The 22,258-nt window shown below is 70.8% G+C and carries 28 protein-coding genes; 21 read left to right on the forward strand and 7 right to left on the reverse strand.

The annotated features are described in order from the left end of the window. Positions 1-7: 7 nt before the first annotated feature. Positions 8-991: a porphobilinogen synthase gene (gene hemB / locus BSB02_RS02320; protein WP_084956029.1), complete on the forward strand. Its 984-nt coding sequence runs from the start codon at positions 8-10 to the stop codon at positions 989-991. A gap of 153 nt (positions 992-1,144) precedes the next feature. After that, a complete protein-coding gene (locus BSB02_RS02325) occupies positions 1,145-1,771 on the forward strand; it encodes a bifunctional DNA primase/polymerase (RefSeq protein WP_084956031.1) in 627 nt (208 codons plus the stop codon). A 42-nt stretch (positions 1,772-1,813) separates the two neighbouring features. On the opposite strand, the gene BSB02_RS02330 is transcribed toward BSB02_RS02325, so the two are convergent. Beyond that, on the reverse strand, positions 1,814-2,218 hold the full coding sequence (locus tag BSB02_RS02330) for a nuclear transport factor 2 family protein (RefSeq protein ID WP_143590147.1): 405 nt from the start codon (positions 2,216-2,218) through the stop codon (positions 1,814-1,816). A 57-nt stretch (positions 2,219-2,275) separates the two neighbouring features. Here BSB02_RS02330 and hemL point away from each other — a divergent pair, with 57 nt between their 5' ends. Next, positions 2,276-3,556 carry a glutamate-1-semialdehyde 2,1-aminomutase gene (gene hemL / locus BSB02_RS02335; RefSeq protein WP_084956035.1) on the forward strand — a complete coding sequence of 427 codons (1,281 nt, stop codon included), beginning with the start codon at positions 2,276-2,278 and terminating at the stop codon, positions 3,554-3,556. On the opposite strand, the gene BSB02_RS43255 is transcribed toward hemL, so the two are convergent. Then, on the reverse strand, positions 3,531-4,634 hold the full coding sequence (locus tag BSB02_RS43255) for a dihydrofolate reductase family protein (protein ID WP_084956037.1): 1,104 nt from the start codon (positions 4,632-4,634) through the stop codon (positions 3,531-3,533). The two genes, hemL and BSB02_RS43255, sit on opposite strands and share 26 nt — an antisense overlap. Positions 4,635-4,862: 228 nt before the next feature. On the opposite strand from BSB02_RS43255, the gene BSB02_RS02345 reads away from it, so the two are divergent. After that, a complete protein-coding gene (locus tag BSB02_RS02345; RefSeq protein ID WP_084956038.1) occupies positions 4,863-5,798 on the forward strand; it encodes a LysR family transcriptional regulator in 936 nt (311 codons plus the stop codon). Between the two features lie 10 nt (positions 5,799-5,808). Here BSB02_RS02345 and BSB02_RS02350 read toward each other — a convergent pair whose 3' ends face one another. Continuing rightward, positions 5,809-6,660, reverse strand: a complete 852-nt coding sequence (locus tag BSB02_RS02350) for a DMT family transporter (RefSeq protein ID WP_084956041.1) — start codon at positions 6,658-6,660, stop codon at positions 5,809-5,811. A 112-nt stretch (positions 6,661-6,772) separates the two neighbouring features. Here BSB02_RS02350 and BSB02_RS02355 point away from each other — a divergent pair, with 112 nt between their 5' ends. Genes BSB02_RS02355 through ccsA form a run of 5 tightly spaced genes read left to right on the forward strand, consistent with a single transcriptional unit; the run spans position 6,773 to position 11,169 of the window. Further along, complete coding sequence (locus BSB02_RS02355; RefSeq protein WP_084956043.1) at positions 6,773-7,402, forward strand: histidine phosphatase family protein; 630 nt, start codon at positions 6,773-6,775, stop codon at positions 7,400-7,402. Positions 7,403-7,457: 55 nt separating this feature from the next. Continuing rightward, positions 7,458-8,024 carry a TlpA family protein disulfide reductase gene (locus BSB02_RS02360; RefSeq protein WP_084956046.1) on the forward strand — a complete coding sequence of 189 codons (567 nt, stop codon included), beginning with the start codon at positions 7,458-7,460 and terminating at the stop codon, positions 8,022-8,024. Beyond that, positions 8,017-8,739, forward strand: a complete 723-nt coding sequence (locus BSB02_RS02365) for a cytochrome c biogenesis CcdA family protein (protein ID WP_084956047.1) — start codon at positions 8,017-8,019, stop codon at positions 8,737-8,739. The genes BSB02_RS02360 and BSB02_RS02365 overlap by 8 nt, the downstream gene beginning before the upstream one ends. Further along, a complete protein-coding gene (resB, locus tag BSB02_RS02370) occupies positions 8,739-10,259 on the forward strand; it encodes a cytochrome c biogenesis protein ResB (RefSeq protein ID WP_084956050.1) in 1,521 nt (506 codons plus the stop codon). The genes BSB02_RS02365 and resB overlap by 1 nt, the downstream gene beginning before the upstream one ends. Then, positions 10,249-11,169, forward strand: coding sequence for a cytochrome c biogenesis protein CcsA (ccsA, locus tag BSB02_RS02375; protein WP_084956053.1), 921 nt, complete (start codon positions 10,249-10,251; stop codon positions 11,167-11,169). The genes resB and ccsA overlap by 11 nt, the downstream gene beginning before the upstream one ends. Before the next feature lie 6 nt (positions 11,170-11,175). Here the strand turns inward: ccsA and BSB02_RS02380 are convergent, their stop codons facing one another. Further along, a complete protein-coding gene (locus BSB02_RS02380; RefSeq protein ID WP_084956056.1) occupies positions 11,176-11,481 on the reverse strand; it encodes a PLDc N-terminal domain-containing protein in 306 nt (101 codons plus the stop codon). A gap of 191 nt (positions 11,482-11,672) precedes the next feature. Between BSB02_RS02380 and BSB02_RS02385 the strand changes: the two genes are divergently transcribed. Together BSB02_RS02385 and BSB02_RS02390 are read left to right on the forward strand one after the other, a co-directional pair. After that, positions 11,673-12,407 carry a hypothetical protein gene (locus BSB02_RS02385; RefSeq protein ID WP_240506111.1) on the forward strand — a complete coding sequence of 245 codons (735 nt, stop codon included), beginning with the start codon at positions 11,673-11,675 and terminating at the stop codon, positions 12,405-12,407. Positions 12,408-12,417: 10 nt separating this feature from the next. Then, a complete protein-coding gene (locus BSB02_RS02390; protein WP_084956063.1) occupies positions 12,418-12,702 on the forward strand; it encodes a hypothetical protein in 285 nt (94 codons plus the stop codon). 90 nt (positions 12,703-12,792) lie between these two features. Here the strand turns inward: BSB02_RS02390 and BSB02_RS02395 are convergent, their stop codons facing one another. After that, on the reverse strand, positions 12,793-13,014 hold the full coding sequence (locus tag BSB02_RS02395) for a BldC family transcriptional regulator (protein WP_084956066.1): 222 nt from the start codon (positions 13,012-13,014) through the stop codon (positions 12,793-12,795). Between the two features lie 257 nt (positions 13,015-13,271). Here BSB02_RS02395 and BSB02_RS02400 point away from each other — a divergent pair, with 257 nt between their 5' ends. Beyond that, positions 13,272-13,487, forward strand: coding sequence for a DUF4229 domain-containing protein (locus BSB02_RS02400; RefSeq protein WP_084956069.1), 216 nt, complete (start codon positions 13,272-13,274; stop codon positions 13,485-13,487). On the opposite strand, the gene BSB02_RS02405 is transcribed toward BSB02_RS02400, so the two are convergent. Continuing rightward, positions 13,484-14,701, reverse strand: coding sequence for a hypothetical protein (locus BSB02_RS02405; protein WP_084956072.1), 1,218 nt, complete (start codon positions 14,699-14,701; stop codon positions 13,484-13,486). The two genes, BSB02_RS02400 and BSB02_RS02405, sit on opposite strands and share 4 nt — an antisense overlap. Before the next feature lie 110 nt (positions 14,702-14,811). Here BSB02_RS02405 and BSB02_RS02410 point away from each other — a divergent pair, with 110 nt between their 5' ends. After that, positions 14,812-15,531 carry a demethylmenaquinone methyltransferase gene (locus BSB02_RS02410; RefSeq protein WP_084956075.1) on the forward strand — a complete coding sequence of 240 codons (720 nt, stop codon included), beginning with the start codon at positions 14,812-14,814 and terminating at the stop codon, positions 15,529-15,531. Here the strand turns inward: BSB02_RS02410 and BSB02_RS02415 are convergent. After that, on the reverse strand, positions 15,513-16,070 hold the full coding sequence (locus BSB02_RS02415; RefSeq protein WP_084956077.1) for a hypothetical protein: 558 nt from the start codon (positions 16,068-16,070) through the stop codon (positions 15,513-15,515). The genes BSB02_RS02410 and BSB02_RS02415 overlap by 19 nt on opposite strands. Before the next feature lie 231 nt (positions 16,071-16,301). On the opposite strand from BSB02_RS02415, the gene BSB02_RS02420 reads away from it, so the two are divergent. From BSB02_RS02420 to BSB02_RS02455, 8 genes are all read left to right on the forward strand, one after another. Further along, positions 16,302-17,195, forward strand: coding sequence for a helix-turn-helix domain-containing protein (locus BSB02_RS02420; RefSeq protein WP_084956081.1), 894 nt, complete (start codon positions 16,302-16,304; stop codon positions 17,193-17,195). Between the two features lie 67 nt (positions 17,196-17,262). Then, positions 17,263-17,478, forward strand: coding sequence for a DUF397 domain-containing protein (locus BSB02_RS02425; RefSeq protein WP_084956310.1), 216 nt, complete (start codon positions 17,263-17,265; stop codon positions 17,476-17,478). A gap of 142 nt (positions 17,479-17,620) precedes the next feature. After that, positions 17,621-17,818 (forward strand): DUF397 domain-containing protein, encoded by a 198-nt coding sequence (locus BSB02_RS02430; RefSeq protein ID WP_084956082.1) that lies wholly within the window; start codon positions 17,621-17,623, stop codon positions 17,816-17,818. 187 nt (positions 17,819-18,005) lie between these two features. Further along, complete coding sequence (locus tag BSB02_RS02435; protein WP_084956085.1) at positions 18,006-19,259, forward strand: geranylgeranyl reductase family protein; 1,254 nt, start codon at positions 18,006-18,008, stop codon at positions 19,257-19,259. Positions 19,260-19,335: 76 nt separating this feature from the next. Beyond that, positions 19,336-19,695 (forward strand): NADH-quinone oxidoreductase subunit A, encoded by a 360-nt coding sequence (locus BSB02_RS02440; protein ID WP_084956088.1) that lies wholly within the window; start codon positions 19,336-19,338, stop codon positions 19,693-19,695. Positions 19,696-19,698: 3 nt separating this feature from the next. Beyond that, positions 19,699-20,250 carry a NuoB/complex I 20 kDa subunit family protein gene (locus BSB02_RS02445; RefSeq protein WP_084956090.1) on the forward strand — a complete coding sequence of 184 codons (552 nt, stop codon included), beginning with the start codon at positions 19,699-19,701 and terminating at the stop codon, positions 20,248-20,250. Continuing rightward, positions 20,247-20,924: an NADH-quinone oxidoreductase subunit C gene (locus tag BSB02_RS02450; protein WP_084956093.1), complete on the forward strand. Its 678-nt coding sequence runs from the start codon at positions 20,247-20,249 to the stop codon at positions 20,922-20,924. The genes BSB02_RS02445 and BSB02_RS02450 overlap by 4 nt, the downstream gene beginning before the upstream one ends. Further along, entirely contained in the window at positions 20,921-22,237 is a 1,317-nt protein-coding gene (locus BSB02_RS02455) for an NADH-quinone oxidoreductase subunit D (protein WP_084956096.1), read from the forward strand. Before BSB02_RS02450 ends, BSB02_RS02455 begins: the two co-directional genes overlap by 4 nt. Positions 22,238-22,258 lie beyond the last annotated feature (21 nt).

Below are 22,258 nucleotides of genomic sequence, written 5' to 3' on the forward strand. Positions count from 1 at the left end.
AGCCGGCATGAGCGCCCAGTTCCCGGCCGCCCGGCCGCGCAGGCTGCGCCGTACACCCGCGATGCGGCGGCTGGTCACCGGCGTGTGGCTGCATCCGGAGCAGCTGATCCTGCCGGTGTTCGTCAAGGAGGGCATCGCCGAGCCGCAGCCGGTCGCGTCGATGCCGGGCGTCGTCCAGCACACCCGCGACTCGCTGCGCAAGGCCGCGCACGAGGCGGCCGCGGCGGGCGTGGGCGGCATCATGATCTTCGGCGTCCCCGAGGAGAAGGACGCCTTCGGCTCGGCCGCCGACGACCCCGACGGCATCACCCAGGCGGCCCTGCGCGACGTGGTGGCCGAGGTCGGCGACGCGCTCGTGGTGGGCGCCGACACGTGCCTGGACGAGGTCACCGACCACGGGCACTGCGGCGTGCTGACCGACTCGGGCGAGGTCGACAACGACGCCACCCTGGAGCGCTACGCCGCCATGGCCGTCGCCCAGGCCCGCGCCGGCTCGCAGCTCGTGGCGCCGAGCGGGATGATGGACGGCCAGGTCAGGGCCATCCGGCGGGCGCTCGACGCGGCCGGCTTCGCCAACGTGCCGATCATGGCCTACTCGGTCAAGTACGCCTCCGGCTTCTACGGCCCGTTCAGGGACGCGGTCGAGACGCCGAAGAACTTCGGCGACCGCAAGGCCTACCAGCAGGACCCGGCAGGGCCGGTCGGCGAGGCGCTGCGCGAGGTGCGGCTGGACCTCGACGAGGGCGCCGACATCGTCATGGTCAAGCCGGCGCTGGCCTACCTCGACATCCTGCGCCAGGTGCGCGACGCGGTGGACGTGCCGGTGGCCGCCTACCAGGTCAGCGGCGAGTACGCGATGATCGAGGCGGCGGCGGCCAACGGCTGGATCGACCGGGAGCGGGCCATCATGGAGTCGCTGGTCGCGATCCGCCGCGCGGGCGCCGACATGATCTTGACGTATTGGGCCACCGAGGTGGCGCGACGCCTCTAACGGGGGGTTTCGCGATCGCATGGGAAGCCTGTGCGTTAGAGTGCACAGACAAGTGCGGGTGTGTCCTTTTGCAGCAGACTCCTCGTGTGCGTGTATGCCCGGAGTCGGGGGACAGCTCAGGTCGCGCGCGGAACAAACGGGAGGAGATGAGGCATGGTCGGCGTACCACTCGCCAGGCGCAGCAGGAAACGGGCCCATCCGACACGCCTCGACTCCGTCCTCGGATACGCGGCGCTCGGCTGGCCCTGTGTCCCGGGCGCGCATCCCCTGCGTCGCGGCCCCCGCGCGTGTTCCTGTGACCGCGTGGGCTGTCCCAGCCCCGGTCAGCACCCGCTCTCGCCCGCCTGGCACATGCAGGCCACGACGGACACCGCGCTGCTCACCCGCTGGTGGCAGCGCGACCCCGAGGCGAACGTGATCCTGCCCACGGGCCGCGTGTTCGACGTCTTCGACGTACCGCTCACGCTCGGGATGCCCGCCCTGGCCCGCATGGACGCCGCCCACCTGCACACCGGCCCGGTCGCCGCCAACGGCGACCGGGTGCTGTTTTTCGTGGCCACGAGGGGCAACCCGGAGGACGAGGACGAGTGGTGGACGTGCAGCCTCGACTGCACGCCCGCGGAGATCGACAGCACGCCCGGCGTGCGCTGGCACTGCCGTGACAGCTACGTGCTGGCTCCGCCCTCGATGCTCCCCTCGGGCCGGCCGTGTTCGTGGCTGCGGCCACCCGACGGCCGCCCGCTCCCCGACCCGCTCCGGGTCCTCGACTTCCTTGTTTGATTTGCCGCGCTCCGCTCGGCTGCTCGGGGCGCCCCTCGCGTCTTAGCCCAGCTTGGCCGGGGGCCAGCCGTGGCCCCAGCCGCCCTGCACCATCGTCTGGAAGCCCCAGCCGTCGGCCGTGCGCACGAGCAGGTCGGCGTAGTGCATGCCGTGCTCCTCGTCCACGGTCTCCACGACGACGAGGTTCGGGCTGAGGAAGTGCGGCGTCCGCTTCGGCTTGAGCCCCGCCGCGCCCTCGCCCATGGCCTGCCGCATCGTCTCCAGGTATTCCTCCCTGGTCCACTGCCGCACCGCGCCGTAGCCGCCGGGCACGTCGGTCGCCAGGTTCATCGGGAAGATCGCCATGTCCGCGAGCCTGTCCACCTCGCCCTTGGCGGCGAGGGCGTCGTATTCGGCGAACCACTGCTCGATGCTCTGGAGGTCTTCGGTGGTGGGTGTGTATCGCATGCCGTACAACGTACCGTACGCCATACGACTCCGGCAACTCCCACTAGGCTGAAAGGCATGACGAAGTCCGAGGAGCTGTTCGCCCGAGCCCGCGCAGTCGTGCCCGGCGGCGTGAACTCGCCCGTCCGCGCCTTCGGGGCCGTGGGCGGCACGCCGCGCTTCATGGCCTCCGGCCAGGGCCCGTACATCACCGACGTCGACGGCAACCGCTACGTCGACCTGGTCTGCTCGTGGGGCCCGATGATCCTCGGCCACCGTCACCCGGCCGTGGTCGCCGCCGTCGAGGCCGCGGTCGCCCAGGGCTTCTCGTACGGCACCGCCACCCCCGGCGAGGTCGAGCTGGCCGAGGAGATCGTCGCCCGCGTCGCGCCCGTCGAGCAGGTCCGCCTGGTCTCCTCCGGCACCGAGGCCACCATGAGCGCCGTACGGCTGGCGCGCGGCTTCACCGGCCGCTCCAAGGTCGTCAAGTTCGCCGGCTGCTACCACGGCCACGTCGACGCGCTGCTCGCCTCCGCCGGCTCGGGCGTGGTGACCTTCGGCCTGCCCGACACGCCCGGCGTCACCGGCGCCTCCGCGGCCGACACGATCGTCCTGCCGTACAACTCGCGCGAGGCCGTCGAGGAGGCGTTCGCGGCCTTCGAGATCGCCTGCGTCATCACCGAGGCCTGCCCGGCCAACATGGGCGTGGTGCCGCCCGCGCCCGGCTTCAACGCCTTCCTGCGCGACATCTGCACGCGCCACGGCGCGCTGCTCATCGTCGACGAGGTGCTCACCGGCTTCCGCGTGTCCGCCGCGGGCTGGTACGGCCTGGAGCCGGTGGCCGCCGACCTGATGACGTTCGGCAAGGTCATGGGCGGCGGGATGCCCGCCGCGGCCTTCGGGGGACGCGCCGAGATCATGGAGCGCCTCGCCCCGGCCGGGCCGGTCTACCAGGCCGGCACGCTGTCGGGCAATCCGATCGCCTGCGCGGCCGGGCTGGCGACGCTGCGCGCGCTCGACGCCGAGGCCTACGCCAGGGTCGACGCCGCCGCCGACGCCGTGGCCGGGGCCGCCTCCGAGGCGCTCGCCGCCGAAGGCGTGCCGCACCGCCTGCAGAAGGCCGGCAACCTGTTCTCGATCTTCTTCACCGACCGCGAGGTCACGACCTTCGACGAGGCGCGCACGCAGGACACGGCGGCGTTCCGCGCGTTCTTCCACGCGATGCTCGACCAGGGCGTCTACCTGCCGCCCTCGGCGTACGAGGCCTGGTTCGTCTCCGCCGCCCACGACGAGGAGGCGATCTCCCGGGTGGCCGACGCGCTGCCCGCCGCGGCTAAGGCCGCGGCAAGTGCGCGTTGACCTCCCGCGCGGCCTCGGCCAGCTCGGGCATCTCCACGACCTCGACGCCCGCGGCGCGCAGCACCCGCGCGCCCTCGGCGCCGGCGACGAAGGTGGGCGGCTCCCGCCAGGCGAAGACGACGCGGGGGATCCCGGCGGCCACGATCAGCTCGGCGCACGTCCGGGGGCGTGAGGCCCGCTTCGCGCAGGGTTCGAGCGAGCTGTAGAGGGTGGCGCCGCGCAGCCTGGGGTCGCCGGGCCGTACCCGGGCCAGGGCCTGCTCCTCGGCGTGCACGTGGGGGCCGGTCTCCCTGGAGAACCCGCGCGCCAGCTCCCGCCCGTGCTCGTCGACGATGACGGCGCCGACGGAGAAGGCGGTCGCCGAGGGAGGGCAGCGGCGCGCCAGCTCGATCGCGAGGCGCAGCCAGCGGCGGTGGTGGCGGGGCAGGTAACGCAGCACCGCCATGTCGCCCACCTGCCGCGTCTCGGCGAGGACCATGCGGCCGGCGGGGAAGGGCGCCGGATCGACGAAGCGCGGGGCGAAGGCGTCGCCCACGAGCACGGGCGCGATGGCCAGCTGGAGCTCGTCGGCCAGGTCCAGGGCGAGGAACTGCGTGTGGAGGCTGGAGCCGCCCTCGACCATGAGCCGCCGCACGCCGCGGCGGCCGAGGTCGTCGAGCAGCCGTTCGAGGTCGGCCCGCGGGCCGAGGCCGATCACCTCGGCCAGGCCGCCCAGGGCCGCCCGCAGCCGCGGGACGGCCGCGTCGGGGCAGTAGGCGAGCTTGTGGCCGCCGTGGTGCCAGAACCTGAGCTCGGGGTCGAGCTCGCCGCTTTCGGTCACGACCACCTTGAGCGGGTACGGCTGCCGCCCCTCGGCCACGCGCCGCGCCCGTCGCTCCGGCGAGGCGACGAGCAGGCGCGGATTGTCCCGGCGGAGCGTGCCCGCTCCGATGAGGATGGCATCGGATCCGGCCCTGACCTCGTCCACGCGGTCGAGATCGGCGGCGTCGGAGAGGATCAGCCGCTCAGGAGAGCCGTCGTCGATGTGGCCGTCGATCGACATGGCGCAGCTGAGCAGCACGTAGGGCCGGACGTCCATGCACAGGACGGTAGCCCACCGCGGGGGAGGTCCCCCGCGGGGCTACTTCTTCAGGTAACGGTTGCGCCGCTCGCGGGTCTGCTCGGCGAGCAGGCGCAGGTACGAGGTCTCGGTCTGCTGCTTGGTCCGCTTAATCATTCGCATGCATATATTTTCGCCTGCTTCACGGTCTAGCACAATCGATTCTTTCTACGCTAAACTCTTAAGCACTGCTTACGGGAGGCCGACATGTTGGACCTGAACCGCTTGAAGGCGCTGCACGCCGTCCACGTCTATGGCTCGGTGGGCGCGGCGGCCGAGGCCCTGATGGTGACGCCCAGCGCGATCTCCCAGCAGATCGCCAAGCTGGAGCGCGAGACCGGCGCGACGCTCGTGGAGCGCAACGGCCGCGGCATCCGCCTCACCGACGCCGCCGGAGTCCTGGCCGAGCACGCCGAGCGGATCCTCGCGCTGGTGGAGAGCGCCGAGGCCGACTTCCAGGCCCTGCGCGGCGCCGTGGTCGGCCGCATCAACGTGGGCGCCTTCCCCACGGCCGCCAGGGGCCTGCTCCCCAAGGCCCTGGTGCTGCTGCGGAAGCGCCACCCCGAGCTGCAGGCGCACCTGTACGAGCTGGAGCCCGAGGTGGCCATGCGCAAGGTCGTCCGCGGCGAGCTCGACCTGGTGGTGGCGCAGGACTGGATGAACCAGCCGCTGGGCGTGCCGGAGGGCCTGTCGCGCAAGACGCTGTTCGACGACATCGCCGACGTCGCCCTGCCCGCCGACCACCCGCTGGCCGGCCGGGCCGAGATCGAGCTGTCGGAGCTGCGCGACGCCGGGTGGATCAGCGGCTCGCCCGGCACGATCTGCCACGAGTGGCTGGTCTACACGCTGCGCAGCTACGACCTGGAGCCCGAGGTCGTCTACTGGGCCAACGAGTACGACACCCAGCTGGCGCTGGTCGAGGCGGGCCTGGGCTGCGCGATCGTGCCCCGGCTGGGCCGCTGCTACGTGCCGGACAGGGTGCGGATGGTGCCGACCCTGCCCCGGCAGATCCGGCGCATCTGGGCCCTGTGGCGCACCGACGCGGCCCGGCGCCCGGCGATCCGCGCCGCCGTGGACGCGCTGTCGGCCGTCAGCCGCGAGCTCATCCCGGGCGAGCAGGCCGAGAAGGTCCAGGCCGGCTGATCGGCCCAGCTCAGCTGAGCGCGATCGCCACGACGCCGCCCAGGATGATCCCCGCGGCGAGTAGCCGCCGCGCCAGGTGCCCCTCGGCCAGCAGCCGGCCGCCCAGCAGCACCGCCACCAGCACGCTCACCTCGCGCGCCGGGGCCACGACGCTCACCGGCGCCATGGTGAAGGCGAACAGGACCAGCAGGTAGGACAGCGGCACCAGCACGGCCGAGCCCACCACGCGCGCCCGGTGCTCGCGCCAGGCCGCCGCCACCGCCGCCCGCCTGGTCAGCGCCGCGGGCGTGAGGGCCAGCATCCTGCCCGCCTCGCCGAAGAACGTCAGCAGGAGCGGCGGCACCGCCAGCGCGCCCACCGCCTGGGCGTCCCAGATCGTGTAGCCGGCGATGAACAGCCCGGTCGCCAGCCCCCACAGCACGCCGGGCGGCGAGGCGCGCCCGCCGCCGCTCATGAGGAAGACCCCTGCGCCCACGAGCACGATCCCGGCCACGCCCGCCGGCGAGGGCCGTTCGTGCAGGAAGGCGATCGCGAAGGCGCCGGCCAGCATCGGGCCCGTGCCGCGCGCGACCGGGTAGACCACCGACAGGTCGCCTGTGCCGTACCCCCGCTGGAGCGTGACGAAGTACCCCAGGTGCAGGGCCGTGCTGACCGCGATGAGCCCCAGGTCCCGCCAAGTGGGCAGTGTCCCGGCCACCAGCATGAAGCCGGCCGCGACCGGCAGCCACACCACCGACGCCACCGCGGCGACCAGCCACACGAACACCAGCCCGTCGACCTTGGCGGCCTGCTTGCTCAGCAGGTTCCACGAGGCGTGGCAGACGGCGGCGACGAGGACCAGGACGAGGGCCACAGGACTCACGGCACGACTCCAGAGGCGGGGGCGACGACTCTACCTCTCGCCGGTCCGCGCACCTCGCGCCGGCCTCCGCCGAGGCCTGTGCGACCCATGGGGCGTATAGGCTGGCGGCACCATGGCTGAGACCACCGTCGTTCACCTGCTGCGGCACGGTGAGGTGCACAACCCCGGCAACGTCCTGTACGGCCGGCTGCCCGGCTACCACCTGTCGGAGCGCGGCCACCGGATGGCCGAGCTGGTGGCCAAGTCGGTGGCCGGGCGCGACATCGTCGCGCTGTACAGCTCGCCGCTGGAGCGGGCGCGGGAGACCGCCGCGCCGCTGGCCGCGACGCTGGACCTGGAGGTCGTGACCGACGACCGGCTGGTGGAGGCCGCCAACGTGCTGGAGGGCAGGCCCGTCGGGGAGTTCTTCCGCAGCCTGCGCAACTACCGCCACTTCTGGAACTTCGCGCGCCCGTCGTGGGGCGAGCCGTACGTGGAGGTGGTGGCCCGCATGCGGGCGGCCATCATCGACGCCCGCAGGAAGGCGCGCGGCCACGAGGCGGTGCTGGTCAGCCACCAGCTGCCCATCTGGGTCGTCCGGCTGGCCGCGGAGGGCCGGCGGCTGTGGCACGACCCGCGGCGGCGGCAGTGCGAGCTGGCCAGCCTGACCAGCTTCACCTTCGAGGGCGACCGGCTCGTCAGCGTGGGCTACAGCGAGCCCGCCCGGTCTCTCGTCCAAGGCCCTAGTGTGCCGGGCGCGTGAGGCCCCCGGTAGAGTTACAGCTCTACCGGCTGTAGTACAGGGAGATCATCCTCCAGTGCGCTCGACGTCCCTCACCCTCGCCCTGCTCGTCGCGCTCGCCGCGGGCTGCGCCGGTGCCCAGGACGCCCAGCCGCAGGCGGGTGACACCCGGTTCGTCGCCGGAGACGGCAAGGTGCAGGTCTTCCCGGCGGCCGACCGCAAGCCCGCGCCCCCGATCGAGGGGGAGACGCTGGACGGCGGGCGCCTCTCGCTGGCGGCCCACAAGGGCAAGGTCGTGGTGCTGAACTTCTGGGCCTCCTGGTGCAACCCCTGCCGCGCCGAGGCCCCCATCCTCAAGGACGTGGCCGCCAAGACCAAGAGCAGTGGCGTGGAGTTCGTGGGCATCGACTTCAAGGACAGCAAGAACGAGGCGCTGGCCTTCGAGCGCACCGAGCAGCCCGGCTACCCGAGCATCTACGACCAGCCCGGCAGGCTCGCGCTGGCCTTCCAGGGCACCGTGCCGCCCGCGGCCATCCCCTCCACGCTCATCATCGACAAGCAGGGCCGCGTGGCCGCCAGGGCGCTGGGCGCCGTGAAGTACCAGGACCTGCTCGACGCCGTCACCAGGGTGCGCGATGAGTGAGGTCGTCGCCTCGGGCTCGCTGCTGCTGGCCGTGCCGATCGCGGTCCTGGCGGGGGTGGTCTCGTTCCTGTCGCCCTGCGTGCTGCCCCTGGTGCCCGGTTACCTGTCGTACGTGACCGGCATGAGCGCCGACCCGCGGCGCGGCCGGCTGGTGCTGGGGACCGTCCTGTTCGTGCTCGGGTTCGCCGCGGTGTTCGTGGCCGGCGGCGCGCTGTTCGGCGGCCTCGGCTCGGTGCTGTACGGCAGCGCCGACGTCATCACGCGCGTCATCGGCGTCGTGACGATCGTGCTCGGCCTGGCCTTCCTCGGCCTGGTCCCGGGCCTGATGCGGGACGTGCGCATCCACCGCGTGCCGGGAGCGGGCCTGGCCGGCGCGCCCCTGCTCGGCGTGGTGTTCGGCCTGGGCTGGACCCCGTGCATCGGCCCCACGCTCGCGGTGGTGCTCTCGCTGGGCTACAGCCAGGCCAGCGCCTCGCGCGGCGCGCTGCTGGCGGTGGCCTACGCGCTGGGCCTGGGCCTGCCGTTCGTCGCCGCCGCGCTGGCCTACAGCAAGGCGCTGCGCACCTTCAAGGCCATCAGGCGCCACACGCCGCTCATCACGCGCCTCGGCGGCGGGATGCTGGTGGCCGTGGGGGTCCTGCTCGTGACCGGCTGGTGGGGCCAGCTGGTCGCGGCCATGCAGACCTGGATCGGCGGATTCAGGCCGGTGATCTGATGACCGCCGTGCAGACGCCCCCCGCCGAGAAGGCCCCCGGGCTGGGCCCGGCCGGCTGGCTGCGCTGGGGCTGGCGCACGCTCACCTCGATGCGGACGGCACTGATCCTGCTGTTCCTGCTCGCGCTGGCGTCCATCCCCGGCTCGCTGCTGCCGCAGCGCGGCGTGGAGCCCGACAAGGTCGCCCAGCTCTACGAGAGCAACCCGGCGCTGGCCGAGTGGTACGACCGGCTGTTCCTCTTCGACGTCTTCGCCTCGCCCTGGTTCGCGGCCGTCTACCTGCTGCTGTTCACCTCGCTGATCGGCTGCATCGTGCCGCGGACCGTCACCTTCGCCCGCGAGCTGCGCCGCAGGCCGCCCGCCGCGCCGCGCCACCTGTCCAGGCTGCCCCACCACGCCGAGCTGCCGGGCGAGCTCACCGTCGAGGAGGCCGCCCGGCGGCTGCGCCGGATGCGCTTCCGCGTCGTCACGGGCGACGGCTGGGTGTCGGCCGAGAAGGGCTACCTGCGCGAGGCCGGCAACCTCGTCTTCCACATCTCGCTGCTGGGCCTGCTGGTCGCCGTCGCCGTCGGCTCGCTGTTCGGCTACCGCGGCAACGTGCTGGTGGTCGAGGGCGACGGCTTCGCCAACACGGTGGCCGCCTACGACCAGTTCACCCCCGGGCGGCTGGTCGACGCCCAGTCCCTGGAGCCGTTCTGGTTCACGCTGAAGGACTTCCGCGCCACCTACTCCACCCGCGGCCAGGAGCTCGACTACTCGGCCTTCCTGCGCGTGGACGACAGGCGCGACTACGAGCTGAAGGTCAACGAGCCGCTCGACGTGGGCGGCACGCAGACCTACCTGATCGGCCACGGCTACGCCCCCGTGGTCAAGGTGACCGACGGCAAGGGCCAGGTGGTGGTCGACCGGGCCGTCCCCTGTCTGATCACGGTCAGGGCCACGCTGCTGTCCGACTGCGTCGTCAAGGCGCCCGACGCCAGGCCGTCCCAGCTGGGCCTCTACCTGGCCTTCGCGCCGACCCGCGACGGACACGGCGGCTCGCGCTTCCCCGCGCCGCTCGCCCCGGAGCTGCGGCTCATGGCGGCCTTCACCGGCGACCTCGGCACCCGCTCCGGCGTGCCGCAGTCGGTCTACCAGATCGCCCCGCCGGAGATCATGGCCAAGCTCGACCGGATCTTCATGGGGTCGCACCCGCTGAAGGTCGGCGACTCCTTCGACCTGCCGGGCGGCGCGGGCAAGATCGAGTTCACCGGCGTCAAGGAGTGGATCACCCTCCAGATCGCCTACGACCCGGGCCGGGTCCCCGCGCTGGTCTCGGCCGCGCTCGCCGTCGCCGGGATCGTCGGATCCCTCATGATCCGCAGGCGCCGCGTGTTCGTCCGGGTCGCCGGCGGCACGGCCGAGGCGGGCGGCCTGACCCGCACCGAGGGCTCCGCGGCGGGCTTCGCCGAGGAGTTCGCCGACATCGTCCGGGTCCTATCCACCAGGGTCCAATCCAACGGAGACAGGGATGTCCGCTGACCAGCTGGCCGGGTTGAGCGACACGCTCATCGTCGTCGCCGTGTTCGCCTACCTCCTCGCCATGATCGGTTTCGCGCTGGAGCTGGCCTTCGGCCGGTCACGGGCCGAGGTCAAGGCGCCCGAGGCGAAGGTGGGCGTGGGCGGCGGCGGGAGCCGCGTCGAGGAGAGCGGGCCCGAGCCGCCCGCGTGGGCGCCCACGGCGGGCCGGGCGGCGCTGGCCCTGGCCTGGCTGGGCTGGGCCGCCAACCTGGCGGCCATCGTGCTGCGCGGGCTGGCCGTGGGCCGCTGGCCGTGGGGCAACATGTACGAGTTCGTCGTGGCCATCTGCCTGGCCGCCACGACGGCGTTCCTCGTGGCGCAGACCCGGAGCAACGTGCGCTTCCTCGGCGCCTTCGTGATGATCGCCGTGGTGCTCGGGCTGGGCTTCTCGGTCAGGTTCCTCTACACGCAGGCCGGGCCGGTGGTGCCGGCGCTGAACTCCTACTGGATCGCCATCCACGTCACCGCGGCCATCCTGGCCACCGGGCTGTTCGTCGTGGGCGCCGTCGCCGGGATCCTGTCCCTCGTGCGCGGCGAGGGGCCCTCGCGCCTGCCGCTGCGCGCCGACCTGGAGCGCATCGCCCACCGGGCCATCGTGCTGGCCTTCCCGGTGTGGACCTTCGCCGTCATCGCCGGCGCGATGTGGGCCGACAAGGCGTGGGGCCGCTACTGGGGCTGGGACCCCAAGGAGGTCTGGTCGTTCATCACGTGGGTGGCCTACGCGGCCTACCTGCACGCCAGGGTGACGGCCGGCTGGCGCGGCAGGTCGACCACGATCGTGCAGCTGCTGGCCTTCGGCTGCCTGCTGTTCAACCTCATCGGCGTCAACATCTTCCTCGACGGCCTGCACAGCTACGCGGGCGTCGAGTAGCCCTCCCTAGTCTTCGCCGCGGAGGCGGCGCTCCAGCTCCTTGAGGAACTCGGGGTCGTCCTCCGGGCCCTTGGGCGGGGGCGCCGAGGGCGTCTCCGGCCTGGGACGCATGGCTCGCGGCGGGCCGGGAGCGACGCGGGGACGGCCGAGCAGGAACCACAGCACGCTGCCCGCCACCGGCAGCACGACGACGATGAGGACCCAGAGCACCTTCGGCAGGTTCCTGGTCTCCTCCTCCGGCGAGGTGATGACGTCGAAGAGGGAGTAGAGCCAGAAGGCCAGCACCGCAAGGCTGATAAGCACACCCGCCATGTCCCGAACTGTAAGCCATCGCGGGCGCTGTCGTGTCCAGACCCTGTCGCTCGGCCCGCGCTCCGCCGTACCGTACGAAGGTGCGTTCAGAGGACGGCGGGCGTCATCGACGCGGCAGCTGGTGGCGGCGCGGCTCATACCTCTTCTCGCGGCGCAGAGAGCCCTCTCGGGGGCCGGAGCGGTCCATCTGGGTGGATCGCCCCGAGCGGGCCCCTGAACGGCTCTCAGCGGCCATCCTGGACCGCCCGCAGTACACCTGGCAGGACTTCGAGCTGCCCGACGAGCGGCCGCGGGCGCAGCCCAACCGGCCCGAGGCGCCGCCGCGCGGCGACGGCTTACGCCACTGCGGGAAGCTGGAGAGGATCCTGCACCGGCAGTGGGACGCGCGCCAGGGGCCGCCGTCGGCCGACGCCGTCCGCGCGGTGGAGAGCCTGGCCGCGCTGCCGGAGCGGCTGAAGGACCTGCTGGCCGAGCGGCTCGACGGCATCTACGTCGGCGCGGGCGGGGTGCCCGACCTGGACGACATGGGCTACCTGCGCGGCGCGCCGCTGCCGTCCGGCCGCGCCACCTGGGACATCTGCGCCGGCGCGTACGGCGACCGCAAGATCGTGGTGGGGGACCGGCCCTCGCCCACGCCCGACGTGATGATGCACGAGGTGGGCCACGCGATCGACGACGTCGACGGCCGCCACGGCGATTGGGTCTCCGACTCGCCGGAGTTCGTGGCACTCTACGAGAGAGCAAAGCCGCTGCTGGTGTCGGCGTTCCACCGCCAGGGTGGCGGGATCGGGCGCAAGGAGTTCTTCGCCGACGCCTTCGCCGCCATCGCCTCCCGCCAGCGTCCGGCCCTGGTGGACATGCTCAGCGGTGACACCCGGACGGCGCTGGAGGTCATGCTGTTCTTCAACCGGCGTTACGGAATTTAGGTGGTCAGCCATGTATGTCATCCGGCTCGCCGACGGCAGGCTGCGCGTGCCGCGGAGTGTCACGAGCGAGGACGGGCGGCTCATCGGCAACGCCTACGTCGAGCTGGAGCCGGGGGATCCCGATTACGACAAATGGCTGCCCGAGGCGCTCACGGAGGAGGAGCTCGCCGCGCGGAGGGAGCGGTGGCAGGCCGGCAACGACGAACTGGAGCGGGAGTTTCTGGCGTTCAAGGCGCAGCAGGAAGCGTCAGGGGCGCAGCGGGAGGCTGACACGGGGGCTGACACAGGGGACTGACACGCGAGGACTGACGCACGGCGCCGGCCCGAGGGCGTTCCAGTCGGTGACCCTGCGGCTTGTGGCGGCAGGATCACCGTTGACCGAACGTCAGACGCGCGGGGACTCGCCTGCCGACCTGTCGGCCGCCACTACGTCCTCGCCACGAAGAAGGGCGTGCACCTCCGACTCGCGGAAGCGCCGGTGCCCTCCGGGGGTGCGGATGCTACTGATGCGGCCTGCCGCTGCCCAGCGCGTCACGGTCTTTGGGTCTACCCGGAAGAGGGCGGCAACCTCGCCCGGGGTCAGCAGACGCTCGCTGCTACTCTCCACCAATCTCTCCCCCTCGCATCCCGCTTCCTGCCAGCGGGCGGACAGGTAACCAGTGTGTCGAGCGAAGCCTGATTTATCCGTGGTTTTCTACAAAGATCACGGGTTGTTATCAGCTGACTGCCCGATTGTTATATGATAGAGCCTTTTTGGGGCTCTCGTGGGTGTTTCTTTACGAAACCACCTGACTGGGAACAGTAGCAGCGCTCGCGCCCGATGCGAAGAGATGACACGCCCCAGCGGGGAGTAACCTCGAGGTTGTGCACCCCGTCCTCGTTTACACCCTGTCGCGGATCGGCCTGTTCCTCGTCGCGCTCGGTCTGCTCTACGTGCTTGGCATGCGCTCCTGGCTCCTCATCCTCGCTGCCGCGGTGTTCAGCGGGATCGCCAGCTACGTCCTGCTGTCCAAGCAGCGCGACGCGGTGAGCGCCCGGCTCAGCCAGAAGCTCGACCGGCCCAGGCCGGAGGATGGCTAAGATCGAGGAAACATGCCAATTCGGGCATGGTACTCCCGTCCGAGCCGCGTTGTGTCGCTACCGACCAGTAGGCCGCCGGGATGCGCGAGAAAGGCCTTGACTCCGATTCCTCGCTCCCGCCCGGGATTCCACGCCAGCGCCCTGCCGGTGCGCGGGTGGATCGCGCCGATCCCCTCCCGGGGCACCGCCCCCGGTCCCGCCGAGTCGCGCCCCAGGGGGTTGTCCAGCCACCTCTGGTGCCCGCCCACGTAGACCGCCGCGCCGGTGACCGCCACCGAGTACAGCGAATCGCCGCCCGTGTGGTTGACCCACGTCGGGCGGATCCCCGAACCCCTGGCGTAGGTCTCGAACCGGGCCGCGCTGTCGCACAGCTTGCTCCTGCCGCCCGCCCCGCCCGTCGTGACCACCACGAAGTAGGAGCCGTCGGGCGACACGTCGAGGCCGCGCACGTAGGACGGGAACGTCTCCTTGCACCTGGGCGCGTAGGCGTCGGTGCGCCAGTCGGCGACCTTGGGGACTCGGCGGCCGATGTCGACGACGCCCAGCTGCGGGCGCGCCGGCCCGCCGAGCGTGGTGAAGGTGCCGCCGACGACCAGCCGGTCGCGCGTGACGGCCAGGGCGTGGACCCTCACCCGCGGCGTCAGCGGCCTGCCGGGCGTGACGGTGAAGGACGGGTCCGCCGCGCCCGTCGTGGCGTCGAGCCTGGCCAGCGCGGTGCGGGGCCGGGTGAAGTCGCCTCCGGCGTACAGGTGGGAGCCGCGCCTGGCCAGGGCGGTGACCATCCCGCCTCCGATGCGCGGCGCGAAGCCGGGGACCTCCGACCCGTCGGCGAGGCTCAGCCGTACCAGGGAGGCGGCGCCGTCGGGCGTGGTGAAGTCGCCACCGGCGTACACGGTGCCCGACGGGCCCGCCGCCAGGGCGTGCACCGGGCCGTCCAGCTCGGGGGCGAAGCCCGGCAGGATCGAGCCGGTGGCCAGGTCGTAGGCGAACAGGTTGGCCCGCTCGTGGACGACGCCCCGCCGGGCGTCGCTCACCTCGGTGAAGGAGCCGCCGACCACGACCGTGCCGCCGACGAGCGCGATGGCGTTGACGATGCCGTCGAGCACGTGCGGAGTGTTGTCGACCGGGTTCGCGGAGACCACGCGGTCGTGCGCGACGGGAGAGGCCAGGGGGGACAGGGCCAGGGTCGCCGCAAGGGCCGTTCGGACAATCATTCGCCAAGTCTTAACACACCATGGGTAATGTCATGATGACTTTGCGTTGATCTTTTCCGTACGGCTGGGGCTCCGGAGGGGCGCGGGGAGCGGCCTTTAGGCTTACCACCATGACACGCGCGCAGCTGGACAAGAAGCCGCACGAGGTCGCCGCGATGTTCGATCGCACGGCCCGCCGCTACGACCTGGTCAACGATCTGATGTCCATGGGGCAGGACCGGCTGTGGCGCAGGGCGACGGCGCGCGCGGTCGACGCCGGTCCCGGCGAGGTGGTGCTCGACCTGGGCGCCGGCACCGGCACCTCCACCGTGACCTTCACGACCCTGGGCGCCCGCGCGATCGCCTGCGACTTCTCCCTGGGCATGCTGCGCACCGGCGCGCGTCGCATGGGCGGCAGCGCGCTGTCGGGCCCCGGCATCCCGTTCGTCGCCGGCGACGCGCTCAACCTGCCCTTCGCCGACGGCGTCTTCGACGCGGTGACCATCTCCTTCGCGCTGCGCAACGTCCACGACACCGAGCGGGCGCTGCGCGAGATGCTGCGCGTGACCAGGCCGGGCGGGCGGCTGGTGGTGTCCGAGTTCTCCCAGCCCACGCTCAAGCCGTTCAACGCGGCCTACCAGGTCTACCTGGCGCACGTCCTGCCGAGGATCGGCAAGCTGGCGGGGTCCAACGACGACTCCTACGAGTACCTCGCCGAGTCCATCCGCGCCTGGCACGACCAGCCCGCGCTCGCGGCCGTGATCCGGCGCGCGGGCTGGGAGCGGGTGGCGTGGCGGAACCTGTCGCTCGGCACCGTGGCGCTGCATCGCGCCTACAAGCCCCAGGGGTGAACCACCCGCAGGGTGAGCAGCGCGCCGTTCATGGGATGGGGGTAGGGGACGACGTCCGCCGCGGCGCAGGCGGTCCTGATCAGCGAGCGGTGCGCGTAGACCAGCTCCGGCGTCATGCCGCGGCGCAGCCAGAGCAGCAGGAAGACGCTGTCGCCCTCGGTCTCGCATCGCAGCACGAGCGGCAACCGGCCCTCCGGGTCACGCATGGCCGAGTGCTTGCACAGACCCTGGAAGCGGTGCCGTACCGCGAGGCCGACGACGTGCTCCCGGATCCTGCGCCGCAGCGGCGGCGTGCCCAGGAACGCCAGCGTGCTGCCCAGGAGCGCGAGCGCCGCGGTCAGTGGATCGCTCCACAGCGCGAGCTGGTGGTAGGTCAGGACCAGGATCGCGGCGGCGGACAGCTCGCTGCGCCACCGGACCAGCGCTCCGATCGCGGCTCCCAGCGGTCGCCGTCGCGGGCGGCGTGGTGGCTGGGGGCCGGACGACCAGATGAGGATGTTGCGCTTGGGCGGGCATGCTTGGGGGGTGGGTCGGCTCATGGAACGCGGCTCCGTTCTCCGGGGGTGGGCGTGGGCCAGGATGCGATCTGGCTCGGTGATGCGCCTATGTGCTCGGAATCCGCGCTCGCTGGGCGGCTCGGAGCTATGATGGTGGTTTCCCGCCGGGAGACTCGCTGAGATTCTTCCCGGGAATCGCTGCGGGAATCCCGCTGGGACTCCCAAAGTAAGAGGAATGTGCCGATTTCGGGGGCATGGAGTGAGGAGTCGCTGGTGACTCGGGAACCCAGTCCGACTGTCAGCAGGCGGCGGCTCGCCCTCGAGCTTCGCCGGCTCCGCGAGGACGCGCAGATGACCGGCTCGAATGTCCAGCGAGCCCTGGGATGGTCGACCTCTCGCCTGTCACGGCTGGAGAAGGCCCAGGTCGGGATCTCAGCGGACGACGTGGTCGCGCTGAGCGAGTTGTACGGCGCGCCGCAGGAGTTGCGGGAGGCGCTGTTGGGGCTGGCGCGAGAGTCGGAGCAGAAGGCATGGTGGGACGCCTATGCCGATGACGCGGGAGAGTCATACCTGGCGTTCATCGGGCTGGAACACGGCGCCGAGGAGATCTGGTCGTGGCAGACGGGAGTCCTGCCCGGCCTGCTCCAGACCCATGCTTACACGCACGCCATGATGGAGCAGAGCGTGCCGTTCAGCCTCATCACGCCCCGTCAGGTGGAACGGCGCACGAAGATCCGCCTGCGCCGTCAGCGCCTGCTGACGGCCGATCCACCGCTCCACTTCCGGGCCGTGCTCGACGAGGCGGTGTTGCACCGGCGGGTCGGATCGGCCGAGGTGATGATCGAGCAGCTTCGCCACCTGCAGAAGATGGCCTCGCTGCCCAACGTGACGGTCCAGGTGTGGCCGTTCGACTCGGCCCGCATGGCCGCATGGGAGAGCTTCGTGCTCCTGCGGTTCCCCGACGTCGGGGAACCGCTGGGCCGCCTCTATGGCGACGTCCTATACCAGGAGAGCTATGGGTCGGCGAGCCTCCACGAGGACGAGCAGGAGGCCTATCGTTACCAGCGCATATTCGAGTTCCTGACAGAGAATGCCCTGCCAGAGCGAGACTCGGTAGAGATGATCATGCGTATTGCCGATCGACTCGGCGATTTTACGATCTCTTGACTGGGTATGCCGTTAGGTATCCCGGCAAAGGAGACAGATAGTGTCAGCCATAGACGATGACCCCGTCATGTGGCGCAAGAGTACGTACAGCCACATCTCTGGTGACTGTGTGGAAGTCGGGTTGACGGCCACGGGAGAGGTTGTCGTCCGAGACTCGAAGAGTCCCCATGCCGCAAAGCTGACCTTCACTGCCGCCGAGTGGGACGCCTTCCTGGCCGGAGTCGCGTCCGGGCAGTTCAGCAGGGAGGCGCTGGCATCGCCTGGCGCGCCGAGGGGTGGCTGAAGCCCCGCGGGCCTGCGGATCTTTTCGGATGGTTTCTTCTGTGCAAGAATTCGGCTCCTTCTTTCCATGATCGCAGCCATACCGCAGCCATTAACTAGGCGTCACCGGTAGGCTGCTTCCCGTAATCACCAGGGGAGCCGCTATGTCAGCTGAGATCTCACCCATATGGGTGAAAAGCACCTTTAGTCATATGACGGGAGACTGTGTGGAGATTCTCCGCGCTGACTCCTTGGTGCACGTTCGTGACTCTAAAGACCCATCCGGTCCGGTTCTTACCTTTTCGCACGGCGAGTGGCGAGCCTTTCTGGCCGGTGTCCGAAACGCCGAATTCGACGTCTGAAGCACGATCGTCAAGGGGCCTCCCGTCACCGGTGGGAGGCCCCTTGACGTTGCCCGCCCGTGACCGCCCCGGCTGCCACCGTACGCCGGAAAGGCGTTAGACTGCCCTGCGACAGCTTGTGAAGACCTTCACAAAGGAACACAAGCCACCACGAGGCCGCTCCAGCGTTCAGGACAGGACACCTCCCGTGACCGTGCCAGCCGCCACCCAGGCTGACGCCGACGTCATCGTCGTCGGCGCCGGTCCCGCCGGTTCCGCCACCGCTTATTACCTCGCCAGCGCCGGGCTGGACGTGCTGGTGCTGGAGAAGACCAGGTTCCCCCGCGAGAAGGTCTGCGGCGACGGCCTCACCCCGCGTGCGGTCAAGCAGCTGCTCAACATGGGCGTCGACATCGACGGGCCCGGCTGGATCCGCAACAAGGGCCTGCGCGTGGTCGGCGGCGGCCTGCGCTTCGAGCTCGACTGGCCGCAGCTGCGGAGCTTCCCCGACTTCGGCCTGGTCCGCACCCGCAAGGACTTCGACCAGATCGTCGCCGCCAACGCGGTCAAGGCGGGCGCGCGCCTGATGGAGGGCGTCACCGTCAGCGGCGCCATCCTCGACGACCGCAGCGGCCACATCGTCGGCGTCACCACCAAGGACGGACGCTCCTTCAGGAGCCGGATCGTGGTGGCCGCCGACGGCAACTCCACCCGCCTCGCCCTCGCCATGGGCCTGCACAAGCGCCCCGACCGCCCGATGGGCGTCGCCGTACGCACCTACTACGAGAGCCCCCGCCACGACGACGACTACCTGGAGATCTGGCTGGAGCTGTGGGACGGCGACACGCTGCTGCCCGGCTACGGCTGGGTGTTCGGCGTCGGCGACGGCACCGCCAACGTGGGGCTGGGCCTGCTCAACACCAGCGAGGCGTTCAAGCACATCGACTACCGCGACCTGCTGCGCCGCTGGACCAAGAACATGCCCGAGGAGTGGGGGTTCGCCGAGGGCAACATGACGGCCCCGATCCGCGGGGCGGCGCTGCCGATGGCCTTCAACCGGCAGCCGCACTACACCCGGGGCCTGGTCCTCGTGGGCGACTCGGGTGGCGCGATCAACCCGTTCAACGGCGAGGGCATCGCCTACGCCATGGAGACCGGCGAGATCGCCGCCGAGGTGATCGCCAAGGCGCTCCGGCAGAGCACCCCGGCCCAGCGCGAGCGCATGCTGCGCGCCTACCCCAAGATCCTCAAGGACGCCTACGGCGGTTATTTCACGCTCGGCAGGTTGTTCGTCGAAGCCATCGGGCAGCCGGGTCTCATGAGCTTCGGAGTACGGCACGCGCTACCCCACCCGAGGCTGATGCGCTTCGCACTCAAGCTCCTTGGTAATCTCACCGACCGGCGAGGCGATGCGTCGGACAGGATCATCAACGCGCTCTCGAAGGTCGTCCCGCCAGCATGAACGCAACACCCACCCGGCAAATTTGTACGTCAGACTGCGCGCCCGCGCGCGTGGCGATTGAAGAGGAGGCGTAGCGATGGACCTCTATGTGCCCATCTTGGTGCTCGCCGTTCTCGCTGGAGGGTTCGCGGTCTTCTCCGTCGCGATCGCTCCTTTCACCGGTCCCAAGCGCTGGAACCGCGCCAAGCTTGACGCCTACGAATGCGGCATCGAGCCGACGCCCCAGCCTGTCGGTGGCGGACGGTTCCCGCTCAAATACATGATCACCGCGATGTTGTTCATCGTGTTCGACATCGAGATCATCTTCCTTTACCCCTGGGCCGTCTCCTTCCGGCAGCTCGGGGTGTTCGCGCTGGTCGAGATGGTGCTGTTCATCGTGACGGTGCTCGTCGCCTATGCGTACGTCTGGCGCCGCAAGGGCCTGGAGTGGGACTGAGACATGGGACTTGAAGAGAAACTCCCGAGCGGGTTCATCCTCAGCACGGTCGAGAAGGCCGCGGGCTGGGCGCGCAAGAACTCGGTGTGGCCTGCCACCTTCGGCCTGGCCTGCTGCGCCATCGAGCTGATGGCCACCGGCGGCCCCCACTACGACCTGGCCCGCTTCGGCATGGAGCGTGCTTCGGCCTCTCCCCGCCAGGCCGACCTGATGATCGTGGCCGGCCGGGTGTCGCAGAAGATGGCGCCGGTGCTCCGCCAGATCTACGACCAGATGGCCGAGCCCAAGTGGGTCATCGCGATGGGCGTGTGCGCCTCCAGCGGCGGCATGTTCAACAACTACGCCATCGTGCAGGGCGTCGACCACATCGTGCCCGTCGACATCTACCTGCCCGGCTGCCCGCCGCGCCCGGAGATGCTCATCGACGCGATCGTCAAGCTGCACGACAAGATCCAGAACATGAAGTTCGGCGCGCACCGCGCCAAGCAGATCGAGGAGCTCGAGCTGCAGGCGCTGCGCACGCTGCCGCTGATCGACCAGGGGGCGGCCAAGTGAGCGAGAACAACCTTCCGGGCGTGCCCGGCGTGCCGGACGTCCCCGAGGCGCCCGTCGCCCGCCGCGGCATGTTCGGCGCCCAGGACTCCGGCGACACCTCCGGCTTCGGCGGCCTGGTCGTGCGCCGCGCGCCGCGGCTGTCCAGCCCGCGGCCGTACGGCGAGTACTTCGACGAGGTCGTCGACACCCTGGGCATGGACGACGCGATCGAGAGGGTCGTCGTCGACCGCGGCGAGCTCACCCTCCACGTCAAGCGCGAGCGCCTGGTCGAGGTGGCGCGCAAGCTGCGCGACGACCCGGCGCTGCGCTTCGAGCTGTGCCTGGGCGTGTCGGGCGTGCACTACCCCGACCTCGCGGGCGAGGAGCTGCACGCCGTCTACCACCTGTGCTCCATCACCCACAACCGGCGCGTCCGGCTGGAGGTCAGCTGCCCCGACGCCGACCCGCACATCCCCTCGCTGGTGGGCGTCTACCCGACCAACAACTGGCACGAGCGGGAGACCTACGACTTCTTCGGCATCGTCTTCGACGGCCACCCCGCGCTGACGCGGATCATGATGCCGGACGACTGGGACGGCCACCCGCAGCGCAAGGACTACCCGCTCGGTGGCATCCCGGTGGAGTACCGCGGCGCCGAGATCCCCCCGCCGGACCAGAGGAGGTCGTACGCATGACCACTGAAGCGACGGAAGGCAAGGTCTACTCCGTCAACGGCGGCGACTGGGACGAGGTCGTCTCCGAGGTGCGCGACACCGAGGAGGAGCGGCTCGTCGTCAACATGGGCCCGCAGCACCCCTCCACGCACGGCGTGCTCCGGCTCATCCTGACGCTCGACGGCGAGACCGTCACCGAGGCGCGGTCGGCCATCGGCTACCTCCACACCGGCATCGAGAAGAACATGGAGTACCGGACGTGGACCCAGGGGGTCACGTTCGTCACCCGCATGGACTACCTCTCGCCGATCTTCAACGAGACGGCGTACTGCCTGGCCGTGGAGAAGCTGCTCGGCATCACCGACCGCATCCCGGAGCGGGCCTCGGCCATCCGCGTGATGATGATGGAGCTCACCCGCATCAGCTCGCACCTGGTGGCGATGGGCACCTTCGGCATGGAGCTGGGCGCCACCACGCCGTTCCTGTTCGGGTACCGCGACCGCGAGATGGTCATGGACCTGATGGAGTACATCACCGGCCTGCGGATGAACATGGCCTACATCCGGCCGGGCGGCGTGAGCGTCGACCTGCCCGCGGGCACCGTGGACAAGGTCGGCGAGTTCCTCAAGGAGATGCCCAAGCGGATCAAGGACATCCGCAAGCTGCTCGACGCCAACCCGGTCTACCTGCGCCGCACCCAGGACGTGGCCTACCTCGACCTGACCGGCTGCATCGCGCTCGGCGTGACCGGGCCCATCCTGCGGGCCGCCGGCCTGCCGTGGGACCTGCGCAAGTCCCAGCCATACTGCGGCTACGAGACCTACGAGTTCGAGGTGCCGACGCAGACCAGCTGCGACGTGTACGGGCGCTACCTGGTGCGCATGGCCGAGATGGAGGAGTCCCTCAAGATCATCGAGCAGGCTCTCGACCGGATCGCCGGTCCGCTCAAGAACCAGCCCGTCATGATCGAGGACAAGAAGATCGGCTGGCCCGCGCAGCTGGCGCTCGGGCCCGACGGCTTCGGCAACTCCCCCGACCACATCGCGCACATCATGGGCAGCTCCATGGAGGCCCTCATCCACCACTTCAAGCTGGTGACCGAGGGCTTCCGGGTGCCCGCCGGACAGGCGTACGCGGCCATCGAGTCGCCGCGCGGCGAGCTGGGCGCGCACGTCGTCAGCGACGGCGGCACCCGCCCCTACCGCGTGCACTTCCGCGACCCGTCCTTCACGAACCTGCAGTCCTTCCCCGCGATGGCGGAGGGCGGCCAGGTCGCCGACGTGATCGCGGCCGTGGCCTCGATCGACCCCGTCATGGGAGGTGTTGACAGGTGAGCGAGCTTGTCGAGCTCACAG

It is taken from the genome of Thermoactinospora rubra (genome assembly GCF_002093975.1).
Classification (GTDB): domain Bacteria; phylum Actinomycetota; class Actinomycetes; order Streptosporangiales; family Streptosporangiaceae; genus Nonomuraea; species Nonomuraea rubra_A.

Coding starts and splice junctions, on each gene's coding strand:
- hemB (WP_084956029.1), top strand. CDS start 8: ATGAGCGCCCAGTTCCCGGCCGCCCGGCCGCGCAGGCTGCGCCGTACA.
- BSB02_RS02325 (WP_084956031.1), top strand. CDS start 1,145: ATGGTCGGCGTACCACTCGCCAGGCGCAGCAGGAAACGGGCCCATCCG.
- BSB02_RS02330 (WP_143590147.1), bottom strand. CDS start 2,218: ATGCGATACACACCCACCACCGAAGACCTCCAGAGCATCGAGCAGTGG.
- hemL (WP_084956035.1), top strand. CDS start 2,276: ATGACGAAGTCCGAGGAGCTGTTCGCCCGAGCCCGCGCAGTCGTGCCC.
- BSB02_RS43255 (WP_084956037.1), bottom strand. CDS start 4,634: ATGGACGTCCGGCCCTACGTGCTGCTCAGCTGCGCCATGTCGATCGAC.
- BSB02_RS02345 (WP_084956038.1), top strand. CDS start 4,863: ATGTTGGACCTGAACCGCTTGAAGGCGCTGCACGCCGTCCACGTCTAT.
- BSB02_RS02355 (WP_084956043.1), top strand. CDS start 6,773: ATGGCTGAGACCACCGTCGTTCACCTGCTGCGGCACGGTGAGGTGCAC.
- BSB02_RS02365 (WP_084956047.1), top strand. CDS start 8,017: ATGAGTGAGGTCGTCGCCTCGGGCTCGCTGCTGCTGGCCGTGCCGATC.
- resB (WP_084956050.1), top strand. CDS start 8,739: ATGACCGCCGTGCAGACGCCCCCCGCCGAGAAGGCCCCCGGGCTGGGC.
- ccsA (WP_084956053.1), top strand. CDS start 10,249: ATGTCCGCTGACCAGCTGGCCGGGTTGAGCGACACGCTCATCGTCGTC.
- BSB02_RS02380 (WP_084956056.1), bottom strand. CDS start 11,481: ATGGCGGGTGTGCTTATCAGCCTTGCGGTGCTGGCCTTCTGGCTCTAC.
- BSB02_RS02390 (WP_084956063.1), top strand. CDS start 12,418: ATGTATGTCATCCGGCTCGCCGACGGCAGGCTGCGCGTGCCGCGGAGT.
- BSB02_RS02405 (WP_084956072.1), bottom strand. CDS start 14,701: ATGATTGTCCGAACGGCCCTTGCGGCGACCCTGGCCCTGTCCCCCCTG.
- BSB02_RS02410 (WP_084956075.1), top strand. CDS start 14,812: ATGACACGCGCGCAGCTGGACAAGAAGCCGCACGAGGTCGCCGCGATG.
- BSB02_RS02415 (WP_084956077.1), bottom strand. CDS start 16,070: ATGAGCCGACCCACCCCCCAAGCATGCCCGCCCAAGCGCAACATCCTC.
- BSB02_RS02425 (WP_084956310.1), top strand. CDS start 17,263: ATGTGGCGCAAGAGTACGTACAGCCACATCTCTGGTGACTGTGTGGAA.
- BSB02_RS02430 (WP_084956082.1), top strand. CDS start 17,621: ATGTCAGCTGAGATCTCACCCATATGGGTGAAAAGCACCTTTAGTCAT.
- BSB02_RS02440 (WP_084956088.1), top strand. CDS start 19,336: ATGGACCTCTATGTGCCCATCTTGGTGCTCGCCGTTCTCGCTGGAGGG.
- BSB02_RS02445 (WP_084956090.1), top strand. CDS start 19,699: ATGGGACTTGAAGAGAAACTCCCGAGCGGGTTCATCCTCAGCACGGTC.
- BSB02_RS02455 (WP_084956096.1), top strand. CDS start 20,921: ATGACCACTGAAGCGACGGAAGGCAAGGTCTACTCCGTCAACGGCGGC.